Origin of the sequence: Pseudomonas sp. v388 (assembly GCF_003935425.1) — a bacterium.
Taxonomy (GTDB): domain Bacteria; phylum Pseudomonadota; class Gammaproteobacteria; order Pseudomonadales; family Pseudomonadaceae; genus Aquipseudomonas.
The window spans coordinates 1-18,078 of sequence record NZ_RHQN01000009.1; the positions used below are offsets into that span (position 1 = coordinate 1).

The following is an 18,078-nucleotide window of genomic DNA, read 5'->3' on the forward strand; positions in this document are numbered from 1 at the left end:
AAGGCTTTTTCGTTTCCGTCTGCGCCGGAAGTGGGGCGAATTATAGAGAAACTAAATCGCCCGTCAACCGTTAATTTGAACTTTCTTCCAGTTCCAGCGTTACACGCCCGAAAGCCTTCTTTCCAGCCTGGCAAACATGCGTGGCGCCGAGCTTGAACACAAAGCTGCGATCAACCACTTCACCATCTATACGCACGCCACCGGATGCCAGCAGATCACGAGCTACTGCAGCGTTTTTCACCAGGCCTGCCTTATTAAGGACGGCCGACACAGGCATATCTTCAAGTCCGGTGATCGAGATCTCCGGAAGGTCATCTGGCAGCTCGCCTTCTTTCATGCGATTGCCGGCAGAACGATGCGCTGTAGCAGCGGCCTCTTCCCCATGGAAACGCGCGACCAATTCCTCGGCGAGCTTGATCTTGATATCCCGCGGGTTGGCACCTGCCTCGCATTCAGCCTTCAAGCCTTCGATCTCTTCCATGGAGCGGAAGCTCAGCAGCTCGAAGTAACGCCACATCAATGCATCAGGAATCGAGACCAGCTTGCTGTACATGATGCCCGGCGCTTCCTGGATGCCAACGTAGTTGCCCAGCGACTTGGACATCTTCTTCACGCCATCCAGCCCTTCCAGCAAAGGCATGGTAAGAATGCATTGCGGCTCCTGCCCATAGGCGCGCTGCAGCTCACGCCCCATCAACAGGTTGAATTTCTGATCGGTACCGCCCAACTCGACATCCGCCTTCAACGCCACCGAGTCATAGCCTTGTACCAACGGGTACAGGAACTCGTGAATGGCGATCGACTGATTGCTCTTGTAGCGCTTGTCGAAGTCATCGCGCTCCAGCATCCGCGCCACGGTGTACTGGGAAGAAAGACGGATGAAATCGGCAGGCGTGAGCTTGTCCATCCAGGTCGAGTTGAACGCGACTTCGGTCTTCTCGGGATCGAGGATCTTGAACACCTGGGATTTGTAGGTCTCGGCATAATCGAGCACCTGTTCGCGCGTCAGCGGCGGGCGGGTTGCGCTCTTGCCGCTCGGGTCACCGATCATGCCGGTGAAGTCACCTATCAGGAAGATGACGTGATGCCCCAGATCCTGGAACTGCCGCAGCTTATTGATAAGGACGGTGTGACCCAGATGCAGGTCGGGCGCCGTAGGGTCGAACCCTGCCTTGATACGCAGCGGTTGGCCACGTTTGATTTTTGCGACCAGCTCGGCCTCGACCAGCAGTTCATCCGCGCCGCGCTTGATCAGCGCCAGCTGCTCCTCAACCGACTTCATACAAGCCCCCATATCAAAGGGCACCAACCATACAAGATCAGCACCCGATTACAAGTTTTTGCCCAGCCCCCGCCCTTGAATCAGGCGCTGATACTTGAGAGGGTTGCTTCGAGCAGGTTTTGGTTATATTTTATACAGTTATTTCATCTTCATCATGTCATTCATCTTTTCCATTTCACCTTTTTCAAAGTCAAATTACCTATGATAGACACACCGCCTAAAGCGCCCCCGCTTTATCCGAAGACCCACCTGCTCGCTGCAAGCGGCATCGCCGCCTTGCTGAGCCTGGCTCTTTTGGTCTTCCCATCCAGCGAAGTTGAAGCGAAACGAACGAATCTGGCACTCGATCTGGAAATGCCCACAGATCAGGACGTACAACAAGACGCTCCGCAAGCCGCCCAAGCCACACCCGAGACCAGCGTTTCTCCATTCGCCCAGATCGACGAAGGCCAGGCGCAAACCGAGGAGACTGCTCAGGCGCAGGCAAAACCTGCCCCGGCGACCAATCCCAACCACCGGGAAATCATAGTTGCCAAGGGTGACACCCTCTCGACTTTATTTGAAAAAGTCGGCCTGCCCGCCACGGCCGTGCATGAAGTCATGGCCAGCGACAAACAGGCCCGCCAGTTCAGCAAACTGCAGAACGGCCAGATCCTGCAATTCGAGCTCTCGCCGGATGGCCAGCTCAACCGCATCCACAGCAAACTCAGCGATCTGGAAACCATCAGCCTGGCCAGGACGGCTGACGGCTTCAGTTTCAGCCGCGAAGTCAGCAAGCCCAACGTACGCAATGCGTATGCACACGGCGTGATCAACAGCTCGCTTTCATCCTCAGCCCAGCGCGCCGGCCTGTCCCACAGCCTGACCATGGATATGGCCAATATCTTCGGCTATGACGTGGACTTCGCCCAGGACATCCGCAAGGGCGACGAATTCGACGTCGTGTATGAACAGAAAGTCGTCAACGGCAAGGCCGTCGGCACGGGCAACATTCTTTCGGCCCGATTCACCAACCGGGGCAAGACCTATACCGCGGTCCGTTACACCAACAAGCAAGGCAACACCAATTACTACACGGCCGAAGGCAACAGCATGCGCAAGGCCTTCATCCGCACACCGGTGGATTTCGCGCGCATCAGCTCGATGTTTTCCATGGGCCGCAAGCACCCGATCCTGAACAAGATCCGCGCCCACAAAGGCGTGGACTACGCAGCGCCGCGCGGTACGCCGATCAAGGCTACCGGCGACGGCAAAGTGTTGCTGGCCGGCCGCCGTGGCGGATACGGCAACACGGTCATCATCCAGCACGGTGACACTTATCGGACCCTCTATGGTCACATGCAAGGCTTCGCCAAAGGTGTGAAAACCGGTGGCAGCGTCAAGCAGGGCCAAGTGATCGGCTATATTGGAACGACCGGCCTGTCGACCGGCCCGCACCTGCACTATGAATTCCAGGTCAACGGTGTTCACGTCGACCCGCTTGGGCAGAAGCTTCCGATGGCAGATCCAATTGCCAAATCCGAGAAACAGCGGTTCATGCAGCAGAGCCAGCCATTGATGGCGCGCATGGATCAGGAAAAGGCCACCACGCTGGCCTCCAATAAAAGGTAATCCATGGCCTTCTTCTATATAGGTGTGATGTCCGGCAGTAGCCTCGATGGGATCGATATCGCCCTATTGGAGCAGGATGAACGTCCGCGCCTGCTGGCGACCCATTACATTCCAATGCCTGAAGACTTGCATGCCGAGTTGCTAGGGCTGTGCTCCACGGGTCACGATGAGCTGACCCGCGCCGCCGTCGCTGAACAGCAATGGGTCCGGCTGGTCGCGCAAGGCGTGCTGACCCTGCTGCAAGAGCAGAACATGGTTGCCGGGCAGGTCCGGGCCATTGGCAGTCATGGCCAGACCATCCGCCACGAGCCGGGACGCGGTTTCAGCATCCAGATCGGTAACCCCGCCCTGCTGGCAGAGCTGACGGAAATTACCGTAGTCAGTGATTTCCGTCGTCGCGATATCGCTGCCGGTGGCCAGGGTGCGCCGCTGGTTCCAGCGTTCCACGAGGCGTTGTTCGACGACAACAAGGACCGCCGAGCCGTCTTGAATATCGGTGGTTTCAGCAACCTGAGCCTCATCGAGCTGGATCGCCCGGTGTCCGGTTTCGACTGTGGACCTGGCAATGTGTTGCTCGATGCCTGGATTCAGTCGCAACGCAATCTGAGCTTTGACCGTGACGGCGCGTGGGCAGCAAGCGGCCAGGTCGATCCTGCCCTGTTGAGCAAGCTGCTCAGCGACCAGTTCTTCCTGACCAAGGGTCCGAAGAGCACAGGCCGTGAAGTCTTCAACCTCGGCTGGCTGCATCATCACCTGTTCCAGTTGCCGACTCTGGCGCCGGAAAACGTACAAGCCACTCTGCTCGAGCTGACTGCGCTGACTATCACCGAGTCTCTGACCTCCGCGCAGTCGAGCACCAAGGAACTGTTGGTCTGCGGCGGCGGCGCCCACAACGTTGCATTGATGAATCGCCTGGCAGCGCTGCTGCCTGAAACCTCCGTCAACAGCACGGCGGCGTTTGGGGTGGATCCGGACTGGGTTGAGGCAATGGCCTTCGCCTGGCTTGCCCATTGCTGCCTGGAAGGCGTGCCGGCGAATCGCCCCACCGTGACGGGTGCGAAAGGGTTGCGGGTGCTGGGCGCCATTTATCCGGCCTGAACCTGCCCGGAATGCAAAACGCCGCGCAGATGCGCGGCGTTTTGCTGTACGGCAATCGATCAGATCGAGAAAGACGAACCGCAACCGCACGTAGTCGTGGCGTTTGGATTCTTGATCACGAAACGCGAACCTTCCAGACCTTCCTGGTAATCCACTTCCGCGCCAGCCAGATATTGAAAACTCATTGGGTCTACAACCAGGCTGACCCCTTCGCGCTCGACGATGGTGTCGTCGTCCGCTACGTCTTCATCGAAGGTGAAGCCGTACTGGAAACCCGAGCAACCGCCCCCGGTCACGAAAACGCGCAGCTTCAGACGATCATTGCCTTCTTCGTCGACCAGGGTTTTCACCTTGTGCGCCGCACCAGGGGTGAATTCCAGAGCCGTAGGAGTGAAGGATTCAACGCTCATGTCAGATATCTCCCGGCGTTAGCCGTCGTAATGCGTAATGGCGGGCATTATCCGCTTGTCCCAGAATTTTGGTCAACTATTTGCAGAGCAGCGGTAAACACCGGGCTGCAAGCGCGACGACGACTCGCTCGTAGCCCGATATAGCCTCAAGGCATCATGCCCGCATGGGACAGACCCAGACGCTCGTCAAGACCAAACAGAATATTCATGTTCTGCACTGCCTGACCCGAAGCGCCCTTGACCAGGTTATCGATGACCGACAAGACCACCACCAGATCGCCGCCTTGTGGACGATGCACGGCAATCCGGCACACATTGGCGCCGCGCACACTGCGGGTCTCCGGGTGACTGCCCGCCGGCATCACATCCACAAAAGGCTCGTCGGCGTAACGCTTCTCGAACAGCGCTTGCAGATCCACCGACGTGTCGACGACGGTCGCATATAGCGTGGAATGGATACCGCGGATCATCGGTGTCAGGTGTGGCACGAAAGTCAGACCGACGTCCCCGCCCGCCGCGCGACGCAGGCCTTGAGTGATTTCCGGCAGATGCCGATGTCCTTTCACCGCGTACGCCTTGAAGCTTTCATTGGCCTCGGAGTACAGCGAGCCCAGGCTCAAGCCACGCCCGGCGCCGCTGACGCCGGATTTGCAGTCGGCGATCAGGCGCGAGTTATCGGCAATGCCTGCTTCGAGCAACGGCAGGAACCCCAGTTGAGTGGCGGTCGGGTAGCAACCGGGAACGGCGATGAGGCGAGCAGTTCTGATCTGTTCGCGATTCACTTCCGGCAAACCGTAGACCGCGTCCTTGAGCAGTTCCGGCGCGCCATGGGGCTGGCCGTACCACTTGGCCCACTCGACCGGGTCCTGCAGGCGGAAATCTGCGGACAGATCGATGACCTTGGTTCCGGCCGCCAGCAGTTCGCCGGCCAGAGCATGGGCAACCCCGTGCGGTGTAGCAAAGAACACCACGTCGCACGCGCCGAGGGTAGCGATGTCAGGAACGCTGAAGGCCAGGCCGTCATAGTGACCTCGCAGATTAGGGTACATATCGGCGACTGGCAGGCCGGCCTCCGAGCGGGAGGTAATCACTACCACTTCTGCTTGCGGATGCTGTGCCAACAGACGCAGCAGCTCGACTCCGGTATAACCCGTGCCGCCGACGATTCCGACCTTGACCATAACCTGCCCTCAACGAAACAACTGGAAAGCCGTCGATGATATGGGCCTTGGGCCGATGCGACAACCGACAACGTGACGTATGGCCGCTCAAGCCACTACTATTCGGGCACCGTGAACCTGGGAAATCGAGAAAATGCTCTTTTTATGGATCAAAGCGCTGCATATCGTATCAATGGTCTGCTGGTTTGCCGGCCTGTTCTACCTGCCAAGGCTGTTCGTCTACCACTCGATGAGCGAAGACACCGTCAGCCGTGACCGCTTCAACGTGATGCAGCGCAAGCTCTATCGCGGCATCATGGGTCCGGCGATGATCGCCACCCTGATCTTCGGCGGCTGGTTGATCAGCTTCAATCCTGGCGGGTATTTCGGTCAGGGCGGATGGATGCACGCCAAGCTCACTCTGGTCGTCCTGCTGATCGGCTATCACCATATGTGCGGCGCGCAGGTCAAACGCTTTGCCCGCGGCGAGAAAGGCCGCAGCCATGTGTTTTATCGCTGGTTCAATGAAGTGCCGGTTCTGATCCTGCTGGCCATCGTCATTCTGGTAGTCGTCAAACCGTTCTGATGAAGGCAACGCTCTGTTTCGAGACGTCCGGACCAAGGAAGCCGTCATGACTGACACCCATTACAAGATCATGTTCGAAGGCAAGGTCCGCGAGGGCGTCTCGCTGGAAACCGCCAGGCTGAATCTGGCCAATCTGTTCAAAAGCGAGACGGCCGCCGTTGAAAAGCTGTTCAACGGCCAGCCGGTGGCCTTGAAACGCGGAGTCTCGCGTCCCGAGGCCGAGCGCTATCTCAAGGCGCTCAATGAAATCGGCATCGAGGCGCACATTGAAGAGGATCACGAGATCAGCTTCAGCCTGGACGAAGTCCACATGCAGCAACCCTCGTCACCCTACACAGCGGCGGCCGCGTCCCCCTATGCACCGCCGCGCGCAGAGGTCAGCGCCCAGTCGCCCCGCTACTCCACCCTCAAGGTGTTCAGCGTGCAAGGCCGCATCGGTCGGGCGCGCTACCTGGCCTGGACTCTGGTCATGAGCGTGGCGCTGATAATGGCAGGGTTCGTGTGCCTGTTGATCATGAGCGTTGATCTCACCATCGGCGGGCTGCTCGCGGCGTTGCTGGCTGCCGCGTTCATTTGCGTCAACGTTCAGATGGGTGTGCAACGTGCCCATGATGCCGGTTGGTCGGGCTGGGTGTTATTGCTCAATCTGGTGCCCTTCGTCAGCAGCATCTTTCCCATCGTGCTGGTCGCGATGCCGGGCAATACGGGTCCGAACCGTTATGGCGCCCCCGCGCCACCCAACACTCGGGCCGTGAACGTCCTGGCGTGGATGTGGGTGATGCTGATTGCGCTGATCATTTTCGGCAGCGTGGCCGGTGGTCTGACAGCGTTTCAGGAGCAGATAGAAGCCTCCACCATCGAGTACGAGCAGTCGTTACCTGCCGACGATGACCCGCAAAGCGATTCCGCAGAACCGGACTCGTCCCTGGAAAGCGAGGAGCAACGGCATGAAACGTGACGTTGACGCCCCGTTGCAGGTCTTATCGCCGGACCTGCGATACGTCGATTGGAGAACTGCATGACCCGTTACGCCCTCATTACCGGAGCATCCAGCGGCATCGGCCTGGCGATGGCTGAAGCACTGGCGCGTCGTGGTCGCAACCTGCTGCTGGTCGCACGTCGGCGTGATCTGCTGGAAACCATTGCCCTGGAGCTAACCCAGCGGTTCGGCGTGGAAGTGCTGATCCGCGCTTGCGACCTGGGCGAACCGCTGCGGCTTTCCGGGTTTCTGCTGGAGCTGGAAGACGGCGCCCACCAGATCGACCTGCTGGTCAACGCCGCCGGTATCGGTACCAGCGGCCCATTCCTGGCCCAGGACTGGAGCACCGAGCAGGACCTGATCGACCTGAACATCCTGGCGCTGACCCGACTGTGCCACACGGTTGGCAACCTGATGGCACTGCAAGGTGGCGGGCAGATTCTCAACGTAGCCTCGGTCGCCGCCTTCCAGCCCGGGCCGTGGATGAGTACCTACTACGCCAGCAAGGCTTACGTGCTGCACTTCTCCGAAGGTCTGCGCGAGGAAGCCAAAAAGAGCGGCGTGAAGGTTTCGGTGCTCTGCCCCGGCCCGACCCGTACTGCGTTCTTCCGCACCGCCCTGCTTCAGGTCAAGGAAGAACGCATGATCTCTCCCGAAGAGGTCGCACTGTATACCGTGCGGGCATTGGCCAAGAACCGGGCCGTGATCATTCCGGGCTGGCGCAACAAACTATGGACCTTCAGTCCACGCCTGGTCTCGCGCTGGCTTGCCCGGCAAATCAGCGGCTACATCAATAAAGCGTGCTGCCCTCGCTAGTGACACAATGGCCGGGCATCCCAAAGGTTCTGACCTCACCCCACCGACAAGGAGCACAGGGTAATGGATACGTTGTTTACCAAGATCATCAACCGGGAAATCCCGGCCAGGATCATCTACGAAGATGATCAGGTCCTGGCCTTCCACGACATCGCCCCACAGGCACCGGTACATTTTCTGGTCATCCCGAAAAAGCCCATCCGCACTCTTAACGACCTCACCGAGGACGACAAGGGTCTTGCCGGCCACATTCTGTTCACCGCACAGCGGCTGGCCAAAGAGTTGGGCTGTGAGGACGGTTTCCGTGTGGTGATGAACTGCAACGAACTCGGCGGCCAGACCGTCTATCACATTCACATGCACGTGCTTGGTCAGCGCCAGATGACCTGGCCACCGGGCTGATCGTTCAGCGGCAGACACCCTGCCCAGGCCCGTTCCAGAGCCTGCAGGGTGATTCCGCTCAAGCCGGAACGCCTCGATTGGGGTAGACTGCCGGCTGTGGATCATTCCGGAGGTGCCCATGGCTACCGAACGTCACTACTCCCCCTTGGACCGTTTGCTGCTGCAAGCTGATAGCGCGATGCGCACCTTGCTGCCTTCGAGCGGTCACTCTCAACGCCCTTCGCCCGCCATCATCAAGCCCGAACACAAGATGAGCGAGAGCGACACCCGGCACGTCGCAGGCTTGATGCGCATCAACCATACCGGTGAAGTCTGTGCCCAAGCGCTCTATCAAGGGCAGGCACTGACCGCGAGGCTGCCCAAGGTTCGCAAAGCGATGGAGCACGCGGCCGAAGAAGAAATCGATCACCTGGTCTGGTGTGAACAGCGTATCAATCAGCTGGGCAGCCATACCAGCGTGCTCAACCCGGTGTTTTACGGACTGTCCTTCGGCATCGGCGCAGCCGCCGGGCTGATCAGTGACAGGGTAAGCCTGGGGTTTGTGGCAGCCACCGAAGATCAGGTTTGCAAGCACCTGAGTGAACACCTGGAGCAGATTCCTGCCGAAGACAGCAAGTCCCGGGCAATCCTGGAGCAAATGCTGGTCGACGAGGAGCATCACTCTGAATCGGCATTGGAGGCCGGTGGCTTGCGCTTCCCAGCCCCGATCAAGTTCGGCATGAGTATCCTGGCCAAGGTCATGACCAAGAGTACTTACCGGATCTGAGAAAACCCGGACCCTCACGCTTGTCGTGCAGGAGCGAGCTTGATCGCGAAGGCGTTTTTTCAGCCGATGCGAATGCTGGCTTGTTGCGGCTTTTCCGCCAGCAAGCCGGCTCCTGCAAGGATCACGGTGAACCGTGACTACGCAGGGCTGGAATCCTCAACCCAGCTCGACGATCTCGTAATCGTGAGTGATCTCTACGCCGGCATTGCCGAGCATGATCGACGCCGAGCAGTATTTCTCCGCAGACAGCTCGATGGCCCGCTTGACCTGAGCTTCCTTCAGGCCTCGGCCCTTCACCACGAAATGCAGATGGATCTTGGTGAACACCTTGGGATCTTCATCCGCACGCTCGGCCTCAAGAAATGCTTCGCAGCTTTCCACCGGCTGCCGCGATTTCTTGAGAATGCTTACGACGTCAAAGTTGCTGCAACCGCCCAGGCCGATCAGTACCATTTCCATGGGCCTGACACCCAGGTTGCGACCGCCGCTTTCGGGCGGGCCATCCATGACCACTACGTGGCCACTACCGGACTCGCCGAGAAACATGGCTTCGCCAGCCCATTGAATGCGTGCCTTCATGGCCCGGTCTCCACTGATAAAAAAGGGTCGCCAGCTTAGCACACAGGGTGCGTCGTCAACCGCAGCGTCATAAAAGCACGCAACTGGCAGATAAAACGTAGGAAGTTTCCCAAATGCCTGCAAACTGATGTCAAAGTGCTCCCGATAATCGCGGCGCAGCCGATACGCAGTTTGACGAAGGACCTTTTTTGGAATTCACGCATGGTCGCAATCACTCCACCATCAAAAATAAAAAGTCTGGACAAGCTTCTTGCCCACGCGCAGCGGCGTCGGTGTGCCGCCAAGAGCGACATCATCTGCGCCGGTGATCGTTCCGATTCGCTGTTTCTGATTCTCAAAGGGTCGGTCACGATCCTGATCGAGGATAACGAAGGCCGGGAAATGATCGTCGCGTACCTCAACAGCGGGGACTACTTCGGCGAATTGGGTCTGTTCGAGCAACCCGGCAGTGAATCCACGCGCAGCGCCTGGGTACGGGCCAAGACCGAGTGCGAAATCGCGGAGATCTCTTACGCCAGATTCCGTGAGCTGGCCCAGCTGCACCCCGAGATCCTGTACTCGCTGTGCAGCCAGATGGCTGATCGCCTGCGCAACACGACCCGCAAGGTCGGCGACCTGGCGTTCCTCGACGTAACCGGCCGGGTGGCACGCACGCTTCTGGACCTGTGCAAACAGCCCGACGCAATGACGCACCCCGACGGCATGCAGATCAAGATCACCCGCCAGGAAATCGGCCGTATCGTCGGTTGTTCACGGGAGATGGTCGGTCGCGTGCTCAAAGCCCTGGAAGAGCAGAATCTGGTCGATGTGAAAGGCAAGACGATGGTGGTGTTCGGAACGCGCTGATTTGCCTGTCAGAGTCGAGCCAGCATCTGGTGGTAGGCGCTTGCGAGATGTCGGAAAACGTCAGCCTCAGGGTAGGCTTCACGCAAAGCGACGTGGCTTTCAGCCCGCACGCGTGAGTCCAGCTCGCACAGTTGATTGAAAAGATTGACCGCCGCCACCATCTGCTCACGCTCGTCATCCAGCAGCAGTGCGCCATGAGCCAGCACCACCGGACGCAAGCCACCCTGGCTGGCCCGCCAGCGCTGGGCCGTGCCGACCATCTTGCGGCCGCCGAGGTTGACGTTGAAACGTCCGTCGCAGAACGCGCCCTCCACTTCCCCCAGTGAAGCGTCGCCGCCCAGCGCACCCAGCACATCCAGAATCGGCTGGCACAGACGACGATAGGCGGTTTCGATCCGGTCGCGATCCAGGTCGCTGGAAGGTTGCGCGTAGATCAGGGCGATGTTCACTGTGGCCGACGATTGCGGCACCGGCTCGCCTCCGGTTTCCCGCAACAGGATCGGCCAGCCGCTGTCCGCCAGGGTTTCACCGGCCTGGGTAAACCCCGGCAGACGACTCATCCTTCGCGGCATCACCAAGGCCCGGTCGCTGGGCCGCCAGAACAGCAGCCGATGATCAGCCTCGCCCGCGCAGACCGAGGCCAGCAGATCCTGCTCAGCCTGCAGGCCCTTCTCCACACACAGGTCGACGATCAGCTCGGACATGGCAGGTTCATCTCAATCCAGCGGCGAGGGGTTGACCGCAGGCCCGCGTTCCGGGAAGAACAGGCGTTGCAGTTCGGCGCCCGGCTGCTCGGCACGCATGAACGCCTCGCCGACCAGAAACGAGTACACGTCGCTGATTTCCATCAGCTCGACATCGGCGCGATTGAGAATCCCGCTTTCGGTGATGACCAGCCGATCACGCGGAATGCGCGGCAGCAGATCCAGGGTGGTTTCGAGGCTCACGTCGAAGGTGTGCAAATTGCGATTGTTGATCCCCACCAGCGGTGTGTCGAGGGTCTTCAGCGCGCGTTCCAGCTCATCGCCGTCATGGACTTCCACCAGCACGTCCAGGCCCACGCCCTTGGCGACGGCGGCAAGTTCAGCCATCTTCACGTCATCCAGCGCGGCCACGATCAGCAGAATGCAATCGGCGCCCAGTGCCCGGGCTTCGACCACCTGATAAGGGTCGATCATGAAGTCCTTGCGGATCACCGGCAGCGTGCAGGCGGCTCGCGCCTGTTGCAGGTATTGGTCGGCACCCTGGAAGAAGTCGATGTCGGTCAGCACGGACAGACACGTGGCGCCGCCGGCCTGATAACTCCTGGCGATTTCGGCGGGCAGGAAATTCTCGCGAATCACGCCCTTGCTCGGCGACGCTTTCTTGATCTCGGCGATCACCGCAGGCTGCTTGAGCCTGGCCTGTTCGATCAGCGCGCGGGCGAAGCCACGCGGCGCATCGGCGCCCGCAGCGCGTTGCTCCAGTTCCGCCAGGCTGACCGTCGCACGACGGGCCGCGACTTCCTCGGCCTTACGGGCCAGGATCTTTTCCAGTACGGTTGGCACGTTCATCCTTCGTTCTCCTGCCTGAACACCGCGGTGAAGGCGCCCAGCTCATCCAGTTTTTCCCGGGCCAGCCCGGTGTGCAGTGAATCGTGCGCGCGTTCCACACCTTCCGTGAGGCTGGAAGCGTGATCGGCGGCATACAGCGCGGCGCCCGCATTGAGTACGATCATCTCGGCGGCCTTCTGACCATTCTCGGTCTTGCGCCGGCCCAGCGCGTCGCGGATCAACTCCAGCGATGCCGCCGGGCTTTCCACCGCGAGCCCGTACAGGCTCTGGCTCTTGATGCCGAAGTCTTCCGGTTGGACCCAGTATTCGGTGATCTCACCCTTTTTCAGCTCGGCGACATACGTCGGTGCCGCCAGGCTGAATTCGTCCAGACCATCCTGTGAATGCACGACCAGCACATGTTTGCTGCCCAGGCGCTGCAGCACTTCGGCCAACGGACGGCACAGCGCCTGGTTGAACACGCCCACCACCTGGTGGCGCACACCGGCCGGATTGGTCAGCGGACCGAGCATGTTGAACAGCGTGCGCAAGCCCAGTTCACGACGTGGACCGGCAGCGTACTTCATCGCGCTGTGGTGGGATTGGGCGAACATGAAACCGATGCCGACGCTGTCGATGCAACGGGCAACCTGCACGGAACTGAGATTCAGATAAACGCCGGCCGCTTCCAGCAGGTCAGCGCTGCCGCTCTTGCCCGACACCGCGCGGTTACCGTGCTTGGCGACCGTGCACCCGGCAGCGGCAATGACAAATGCCGAAGCGGTGGAAACGTTGAAGATATTGGCGCCATCGCCACCCGTGCCGACGATATCGACCACGCCGTCCAGGGTTTTCAGCTCGACCTGATCGGCCAGCTCACGCATGACCGACACCGCGCCGACGATCTCGTCGATGGTTTCGCTCTTCATGCGCATGCCCATCAGGAACGCGCCGATCTGCGCTTCGGTGCATTGCCCGGTCATGACTTCACGCATGACGTCCTGCATTTCGGCAGTGGTCAGGTCCAGCTGGTTGACCACGCGATTAAGCGCGGCCTTGATGTTCATAGGCGTATTCATGAAAGTCCTTAAGCCTGACGACTGCCGCCGGTCTGTTTGAGAAAGTTGGCGAACAGCTCGTGGCCTTGCTCGGTCAGGATCGACTCGGGGTGAAACTGTACGCCCTCGACATTCAGGGTCTTGTGACGCAAGCCCATGATTTCGTCGACAGAGCCGTCTTCCAGAGCGGTCCAGGCAGTCACTTCCAGGCATTGCGGCAACGTGTCCAGCTTGACCACCAGCGAGTGATAGCGGGTCACGACCAGCGGATGGTTCAGGCCGTCGAACACCCCTTGGTCTTCGTGGATGACCGGGCTGGTCTTGCCGTGCATCACCTGGCGTGCGCGGACCACCTCGCCGCCAAACGCCTGGCCGATGGACTGATGGCCCAGACACACGCCCAGGATCGGCAGCTTGCCGGCAAAGTGGGAAATGACTTCGAGCGAGACGCCTGCTTCGTTGGGCGTGCACGGGCCGGGAGAAACCACAATCCGCTCGGGATTGAGGGCTTCGATCTCGGCAATGGTCAGTTCGTCGTTGCGGATCACTTTGACGTCGGCACCCAGTTCGCCCAGATACTGCACGACGTTATAGGTAAAGGAGTCGTAGTTATCGATCATCAGCAGCATTTGCTATTAACCTTTTGAATTCACTGACATTCATTCAGGCCTTCCGGATTTTATACCCGTTTGTACATCCGCCTCATGGAGTCTCGGCGCAGGGCTGGACCGGGCGGTGTTCAAGCGAATCGAAGGCATACAGGTACTGGTCCGGCAAAGCCGGCAAGGAAAGAGTCAGGCGCGCCAACGCCAACGGGCGTGGGCCTTGATAACGCGCATCAAGAGTTTGCTGACAATCGTCACGGGGAGGGTCTCGTTCATACGTTTCGGCACAGTAGCGTACCGAAGGGGAGCGCGCAATATCGCAACGCGCCCGGAAGCCGGGCCTTGCGCGAATATCGTAGAAAAAAACCTCGCGCGCTTCATTACCCTGCGCTTGCGGCCTCAATCGATGAGCGACGCACCACTGGGCGGTAACTTTTCCCGTCACGGCGATTAGCACTGGCGGTGATGATCAGGCTTGCTACGGTTCCTTGAGAGAATAAAAACAGCAAGGACCACTCTCATGATTCATTCATCACTGCGGGCGCCGTTCACGGCCTGCTTGCTGACCCTGGCGTGCGCCGGCGTGCAGGCAGCGCCATCTCCTTACTCAACCATGGTGGTATTCGGCGACAGTCTGGCGGACGCCGGGCAGTTCCCGGACGAGGATGGCCCGGCCGGTGCGACGTTGCGCTTCACCAACCGCGTCGGGCCGACCTATCGGGACGGAAGTGGTGAAATCATCGGCCCGAATTCGTCCACGCTGCTGGGCCGCTTGCTCAACATCGCACCCAATGATCTCAATGCCTCCACATCGCCGGTCAACGCCGCACTTGGCCTGCCGGACGGTAACAACTGGGCAGTGGGCGGCGATCGCACGGATCAGATCTACGACGCCATCACCTCCGAATCCCAGGTCGTCACCCCGGACACCAGTGGTTCCGGCACCGTGCTGCGCACCCGAACCGGCTATCTGCCCGCCAACAACTTTCGCGCCGACCCCAACGCCCTTTATTACCTGACCGGCGGTGGCAATGACTTCCTGCAAGGTCGAGTGCTCAGCGGCGGCGATGCAGAAGATGCCGCCGATCAGTTGGCCGATGGTGTGCAAGCCTTACAGCAGGCCGGTGCTCGCTACATCGCCGTGTGGATGCTGCCGGACATCGGCCGCACGCCGGCGCTGGACGGCACGCCGCTGGAGTCCATCACCTCCAGGCTCAGCGAGGAATTCAACGAACAGCTGATAAGCCGTCTGGAAGGAATAGATGCCCAGATCATCCCCTTGAATATCCCGTTGCTGATTTCCGAGACCCTGGCCGATCCCGCACGCTTCGGCTTCGCTGCCGATCAGGATCTGGTGGGTACCTGTTTCAGCGGCGACAATTGCGACGAGAATGAAGCCTACGGCATCAACAGCGCGACACCCGATCCGAACCGACTGTTCTTCAATGACCGCGTGCACCCGACGGCAGGCGGGCAACGCCTGTTGGCTGATTACACCTATTCGATACTGTCGGCGCCATGGGAGGTGACGCTGCTGCCGGAAATGGCCAATACCGCGTTGCGTGGGCAACAGGACGAGTTGCGTGCCCAATGGCTCAGCGACTGGGGCAACTGGCAGGCGGTCGGGCAGTGGCGCAGCATTCTGGCGGTGGGTGGACAACGGGCGGATTTCGACGCCCAAGACACCTCCGCCGACGCCGAAGGCCGTGGCTATAACCTGACGCTCGGCGGCAGCTGGCGCTTCGCCGAGCATTGGCGCACCGGACTGGTGGCGGGTGCGTATCGTCAGGATCTTGAAGCCGGTCCCAAGGATTCGGACTACAGACTCAACGCCTACATCGGCACGGTCTTTCTGCAGTATCAGGCCAATCATTGGTGGGGCGATCTGTCGGCCTCCGGCGGCAAGCTCGACTATGAAAACGCCGAGCGCAAGTTCGCGCTAGGCGCAGGTGAAGGTCAGGAAAAGGGCGATACCTACGGTGAAGTCTGGGCCGCCAGCGCGCGGGTGGGGTTTGATTTTGCCGGTGTCGGCAGCCGCTGGCACCTCTCGCCGTTCATCAGCGCCGATTATGCTCACATCGACGTCGATGCTTATTCGGAAGAAGGCAACCGGTCTACCGCGCTGAGTTTCAGCGACCAGACTCGCAAGTCGCGTCGGGCGGGCGTGGGCTTACAGGGCAAGTTCGACTTGACCTCTTCCACCCAGATATTCGGCGAATTCGCCCACGAACGTGAATATGAAACCGACCGGCAGGATGTGACGCTGGCGCTCAACAGCGTGCCGAGTATCGACTTCACGCTGGAAGGGTACGAGCCGCAACGCAACCTCAACCGCGCCACCGTGGGGTTCAAACAACAACTGACCCGCGACCTGAGCCTGCGCGCCAATTACAACTGGCGCAAGAACGATGATATGACCCATCAGGGAGCGACCGTGGCGTTGAGCCTGGATTTCTAACGAGGGCCGCTGAATCTGCAGCAGCGGCTTTAGCCGCGAAGCGGTCGGTACAGGCGCTACAAGACCGTCGTCAGTAACTATGTCTTCGCGGGCAAGTCCGCTCCTACAAGACCAGGGCATGTAGGAGCCAGCGGGCGGCGATCCGTCTTGCTGGCGAATGCGGCGTGACAGTCCAGATGTGGTGTCGAGATCACGTGGTCACGGGCAAGCGAGTTCCTACGAGGCATAGGCAGCAGTGATGTCTTCGCCAGCAAGCTGGCTCCCACCGGGTCGCGGCGTACCGGGATTTTATGTGGGAGCCAGCTTGCTGGCGAAAGCAGCCTCGCGGACGAAGGCGGATCAACCTTCGGAGGTCTGCTCCGCCAGCGCCACAGCACGGAACATTGCGCGGCGTTTGTTGAGGGTTTCTTCCCATTCCAGCGCTGGCACGGAGTCAGCAACGATGCCGCCACCGGCCTGGACATGCAGCTCACCGTTCTTGATCACAGCGGTACGGATCGCGATAGCGGTGTCCATATTGCCGTTCCACGCTAGATAGCCCACCGCGCCGCCGTAAACGCCGCGCTTGACCGGCTCCAGTTCGTCGATGATTTCCATTGCCCGAATCTTCGGCGCGCCGGACAACGTGCCCGCCGGCAGAATCGCCCGCAGCGCATCCATCGCGCTCAAGCCGCTTTTCAGCTGGCCGGTGACGTTGGAGACGATGTGCATCACGTTGGAATAACGCTCGATGACCATTTTCTCGGTCAGCTTGACGGTACCGATCTCCGACACCCGGCCGGTATCGTTGCGGCCCAGGTCGATCAGCATCAGGTGTTCGGCGATTTCCTTGTCGTCCGACAGCAGATCCTGCTCCAGGGCCAGATCAGCTTCTTCATTGGCACCCCGTGGACGCGTACCGGCGATCGGGCGAACCGTGACCAGATTGTCCTCGACCCGAACCAGCACTTCGGGCGAGCTGCCCACGACGTGGAAGTCACCAAAGTTGAAGAAGTACATGTACGGCGTCGGGTTGAAGCAACGCAGCGCCCGGTACAGATCGATAGGCGCGGCCTTGAAGTCGATGGACATCCGTTGCGAAGGCACCACCTGCATCACGTCACCCGCCAGAATGTACTGCTTGACGGTATCGACTGCCGCTTCGTAATCGCCTTGGGTAAAACTGGAGCGGAACACCGGGTCGGCTGCCGGTGGGCGCGTCAGATCCAGGCCACGGCGTGGCGTGATCGGCTGACGCAACTTGTTCATCAGCTCATCCAGCTGCGCCAGACCACCTTCAAAGGCATCGGTCTGCGCCGGGTCGATCAGCACGATGGCGTGCATCTTGCCCGCCAGGTTGTCGAACACCACCACGGCGTCGGACACCATCAGCAGGATATCCGGCACGCCCAGCGGATCGGGATTCGGGCAGTTGGCCAAGCGTTTTTCGACGTAACGCACACAGTCGTAGCCGAAATAACCCACAAGGCCGCCGTTGAAGCGCGGCAGGCCGGCAACGGTCGGCACGTTGTAACGCGCCTTGAACTGCTCGACGAACGCCAACGGGTCTTCCACGTCGAGGCTTTCGATCTCGATGCCGTCTTTCGTCACGCTGACATGATGACCGTGCACTCGCAGGACGGTGCGGCACGGCAAGCCGATGATCGAATAACGCCCCCACTTCTCGCCGCCCTGAACGGACTCGAGCAGGTAGGAATTGGGTTGATCGGCCAGTTTTAGATAGATCGACAGCGGCGTGTCGAAGTCGGCCAGGGTTTCGTAGGCAAGCGGGATGCGGTTGTAGCCGGCAGCAGCCAAACGCAGGAATTCTTCGCGATTCATCATCAGCCTCGTGGTGTGAGGTAATACGGTCAGGTAGGCAAACAGTGCCGGAAATCCGGCCGGAGTCGA

18 protein-coding genes are annotated in these 18,078 nt (G+C 60.0%); 9 read left to right on the forward strand and 9 right to left on the reverse strand.

What is annotated here, in order from left to right; all coding sequences use genetic code 11:
• Positions 1–70 precede the first annotated feature (70 nt).
• Complete coding sequence (gene tyrS / locus EGJ27_RS19805) at positions 71–1,282, reverse strand: tyrosine--tRNA ligase (protein WP_125832444.1); 1,212 nt, start codon at positions 1,280–1,282, stop codon at positions 71–73.
• A 201-nt stretch (positions 1,283–1,483) separates the two neighbouring features.
• On the opposite strand from tyrS, the gene EGJ27_RS19815 reads away from it, so the two are divergent.
• On the forward strand, positions 1,484–2,893 hold the full coding sequence (locus EGJ27_RS19815) for a peptidoglycan DD-metalloendopeptidase family protein (RefSeq protein WP_125832445.1): 1,410 nt from the start codon (positions 1,484–1,486) through the stop codon (positions 2,891–2,893).
• Between the two features lie 3 nt (positions 2,894–2,896).
• Positions 2,897–3,991, forward strand: coding sequence for an anhydro-N-acetylmuramic acid kinase (locus tag EGJ27_RS19820; protein ID WP_125832446.1), 1,095 nt, complete (start codon positions 2,897–2,899; stop codon positions 3,989–3,991).
• A 59-nt stretch (positions 3,992–4,050) separates the two neighbouring features.
• Here the strand turns inward: EGJ27_RS19820 and erpA are convergent, their stop codons facing one another.
• Both erpA and argC read right to left on the reverse strand, forming a co-directional pair.
• Positions 4,051–4,401 (reverse strand): iron-sulfur cluster insertion protein ErpA, encoded by a 351-nt coding sequence (gene erpA, locus EGJ27_RS19825; RefSeq protein ID WP_125832447.1) that lies wholly within the window; start codon positions 4,399–4,401, stop codon positions 4,051–4,053.
• A gap of 146 nt (positions 4,402–4,547) precedes the next feature.
• Positions 4,548–5,582: an N-acetyl-gamma-glutamyl-phosphate reductase gene (gene argC, locus EGJ27_RS19830; RefSeq protein ID WP_125832448.1), complete on the reverse strand. Its 1,035-nt coding sequence runs from the start codon at positions 5,580–5,582 to the stop codon at positions 4,548–4,550.
• A 133-nt stretch (positions 5,583–5,715) separates the two neighbouring features.
• On the opposite strand from argC, the gene hemJ reads away from it, so the two are divergent.
• The 5 genes from hemJ (at position 5,716) to coq7 (ending at position 9,110) form a co-directional block, all read left to right on the forward strand.
• A complete protein-coding gene (hemJ, locus tag EGJ27_RS19835) occupies positions 5,716–6,147 on the forward strand; it encodes a protoporphyrinogen oxidase HemJ (RefSeq protein WP_125832449.1) in 432 nt (143 codons plus the stop codon).
• Between the two features lie 46 nt (positions 6,148–6,193).
• Positions 6,194–7,105, forward strand: a complete 912-nt coding sequence (locus EGJ27_RS19840; RefSeq protein WP_125832450.1) for a DUF805 domain-containing protein — start codon at positions 6,194–6,196, stop codon at positions 7,103–7,105.
• A 60-nt stretch (positions 7,106–7,165) separates the two neighbouring features.
• Positions 7,166–7,942 carry an SDR family oxidoreductase gene (locus EGJ27_RS19845; RefSeq protein ID WP_125832451.1) on the forward strand — a complete coding sequence of 259 codons (777 nt, stop codon included), beginning with the start codon at positions 7,166–7,168 and terminating at the stop codon, positions 7,940–7,942.
• A 63-nt stretch (positions 7,943–8,005) separates the two neighbouring features.
• Positions 8,006–8,344 carry a histidine triad nucleotide-binding protein gene (locus EGJ27_RS19850; protein WP_125832452.1) on the forward strand — a complete coding sequence of 113 codons (339 nt, stop codon included), beginning with the start codon at positions 8,006–8,008 and terminating at the stop codon, positions 8,342–8,344.
• 118 nt (positions 8,345–8,462) lie between these two features.
• Positions 8,463–9,110 carry a 2-polyprenyl-3-methyl-6-methoxy-1,4-benzoquinone monooxygenase gene (gene coq7 / locus EGJ27_RS19855; RefSeq protein ID WP_125832453.1) on the forward strand — a complete coding sequence of 216 codons (648 nt, stop codon included), beginning with the start codon at positions 8,463–8,465 and terminating at the stop codon, positions 9,108–9,110.
• Between the two features lie 156 nt (positions 9,111–9,266).
• On the opposite strand, the gene EGJ27_RS19860 is transcribed toward coq7, so the two are convergent.
• A complete protein-coding gene (locus EGJ27_RS19860; protein WP_125832454.1) occupies positions 9,267–9,689 on the reverse strand; it encodes an OsmC family protein in 423 nt (140 codons plus the stop codon).
• Positions 9,690–9,890: 201 nt separating this feature from the next.
• Here EGJ27_RS19860 and crp point away from each other — a divergent pair, with 201 nt between their 5' ends.
• On the forward strand, positions 9,891–10,535 hold the full coding sequence (gene crp / locus EGJ27_RS19865) for a cAMP-activated global transcriptional regulator CRP (RefSeq protein ID WP_125832455.1): 645 nt from the start codon (positions 9,891–9,893) through the stop codon (positions 10,533–10,535).
• Positions 10,536–10,543: 8 nt separating this feature from the next.
• Here crp and EGJ27_RS19870 read toward each other — a convergent pair whose 3' ends face one another.
• From EGJ27_RS19870 to EGJ27_RS19885, 4 genes are read right to left on the reverse strand one after another with little or no spacing between them, the layout of a single operon-like run.
• The gene (locus EGJ27_RS19870; RefSeq protein WP_125832456.1) at positions 10,544–11,239 is read right to left on the reverse strand and encodes a lipoate--protein ligase family protein; all 696 of its coding nucleotides are present in this window, start codon (positions 11,237–11,239) and stop codon (positions 10,544–10,546) included.
• Between the two features lie 12 nt (positions 11,240–11,251).
• Positions 11,252–12,088, reverse strand: coding sequence for an indole-3-glycerol phosphate synthase TrpC (gene trpC, locus EGJ27_RS19875; RefSeq protein WP_125832457.1), 837 nt, complete (start codon positions 12,086–12,088; stop codon positions 11,252–11,254).
• The gene (trpD, locus tag EGJ27_RS19880; RefSeq protein WP_125832703.1) at positions 12,085–13,134 is read right to left on the reverse strand and encodes an anthranilate phosphoribosyltransferase; all 1,050 of its coding nucleotides are present in this window, start codon (positions 13,132–13,134) and stop codon (positions 12,085–12,087) included. Before trpD ends, trpC begins: the two co-directional genes overlap by 4 nt.
• 20 nt (positions 13,135–13,154) lie before the next feature.
• Positions 13,155–13,754 carry an aminodeoxychorismate/anthranilate synthase component II gene (locus EGJ27_RS19885; protein ID WP_125832458.1) on the reverse strand — a complete coding sequence of 200 codons (600 nt, stop codon included), beginning with the start codon at positions 13,752–13,754 and terminating at the stop codon, positions 13,155–13,157.
• Between the two features lie 496 nt (positions 13,755–14,250).
• Here EGJ27_RS19885 and estP point away from each other — a divergent pair, with 496 nt between their 5' ends.
• Positions 14,251–16,188, forward strand: a complete 1,938-nt coding sequence (estP, locus tag EGJ27_RS19890) for an esterase EstP (RefSeq protein ID WP_125832459.1) — start codon at positions 14,251–14,253, stop codon at positions 16,186–16,188.
• A gap of 339 nt (positions 16,189–16,527) precedes the next feature.
• Here the strand turns inward: estP and trpE are convergent, their stop codons facing one another.
• On the reverse strand, positions 16,528–18,009 hold the full coding sequence (gene trpE / locus EGJ27_RS19895) for an anthranilate synthase component I (RefSeq protein WP_125832460.1): 1,482 nt from the start codon (positions 18,007–18,009) through the stop codon (positions 16,528–16,530).
• Positions 18,010–18,078 lie beyond the last annotated feature (69 nt).